A 1,334-nucleotide genomic window follows, 5' to 3' on the forward strand; every position below is an offset into this window, starting at 1 on the left:
TTGATCAGCGATTCCTAAGGGAGGTCTAATACATTAATAGCTTGAGAAAACTAGGCAGAACGATCAGGCGGATTCCGACCCTGAGCGGCTATGTCGGCGAAAGCGGCATGTTGGTTCAGCCGAGTTATGAAGCCGGCACAATAATATATGTTATGCTTACTGTTTATACTTAATTTATTATAATTTCAATGGAAGAGGTCGTGAATGATAGGCGGTATAACCTGAGTGAACGCGCTGCCGGGTTCATTGACGTTATGTCGAGGGGCGTATAATCACTGTTTGCTGAAAAAAGGAATCAGTAGTGGAAACCTACTCAGTGGATATTAAAAAAGACGATGAAGGCTATTTGGGTAGAGAGTGCCCCGAGTGCGAAAAGTACTTCAAGATAAAGCCGGGTACAGGTATCCCTGATTTCTCCGATTGTTATTGCCCCTATTGTCAACACTTGGGGCCGCAAGACCATTTTTGGACAAAACAGCAGATTGAGTATGCTCGGTCGGTTGTTCTTAATAAGGTTTCTGGCGATCTTCTCAAAATGATCAAGAAGATGGAGACGAAACCAAAAAAGAATCAGCTGATCTCTATTGGCATAACCGTAAAGGGAAAGCCAACTCCCATTACCTACTATTCTGAAAAAGAACTTGAAGAAAAAGTCGAATGTAAAAACTGCACCTTGCAGTATGCTATCTATGGTGCGTTCGGGTACTGTCCTGATTGTGCAGAGCACAACTCACAACAGATAGCCGATGCAAATTTTGATCTGGTCATAAAAATACTTGATCTGGCTAAAGAAGCACCATCAGATATAAAAAGCAAGCTAATTGAAAATGGGCTGGAGGACTGCATTTCAGCGTTTGATGGATTTTCACGAGAACGTTGTCGTGACCGATATCCTAAGCTGTCTTTTCAGAATATTTACGTAGCCAGGAAAAAACTCGATGAATCCGGAATTAATATTGCTGAAGGTCTCGATAGCACCGAGTGGGAGTTCGTCGTAAAGCAGTTTCAAAAACGCCATCTTCTAGCGCATAAAATGGGTGTAGTTGATGAAGAATACATAAAGAAAACGGGCAGTCACCCAGAACAGTTGGGGAAGAAAGTTTTAATTACTGAAAATGATGTTATCTCATTGATAGGCCACCTTAAAGTAATTGTCTCGAATCTTTCGAAACATGTGCAGCGCAGCTAACAAAGCGTTGCACCGGACAAGCCGGTGAACGCGGCGTTAGTTGCTTGGAGTATAAATGGAAATATCAAAGAACAAACAGAAGCAAATTAGAGCGTTAGTGGAAAAGTGCAAATCCAAGCAAGGAGAATATCTCCCCCGACTTCGA

At 42.3% G+C, this 1,334-nt stretch carries 1 protein-coding gene; it reads left to right on the top strand.

Annotated elements, in window-relative coordinates; all coding sequences use genetic code 11:
* The first annotated feature begins 301 nt into the window (after positions 1-301).
* Positions 302-1,189: a hypothetical protein gene (locus DOM57_RS21615; protein ID WP_110651817.1), complete on the top strand. Its 888-nt coding sequence runs from the start codon at positions 302-304 to the stop codon at positions 1,187-1,189.
* Positions 1,190-1,334 lie beyond the last annotated feature (145 nt).

Source organism: Salinicola peritrichatus, assembly GCF_003206715.1.
GTDB classification, from domain to species: Bacteria; Pseudomonadota; Gammaproteobacteria; order Pseudomonadales; family Halomonadaceae; genus Salinicola; species Salinicola peritrichatus.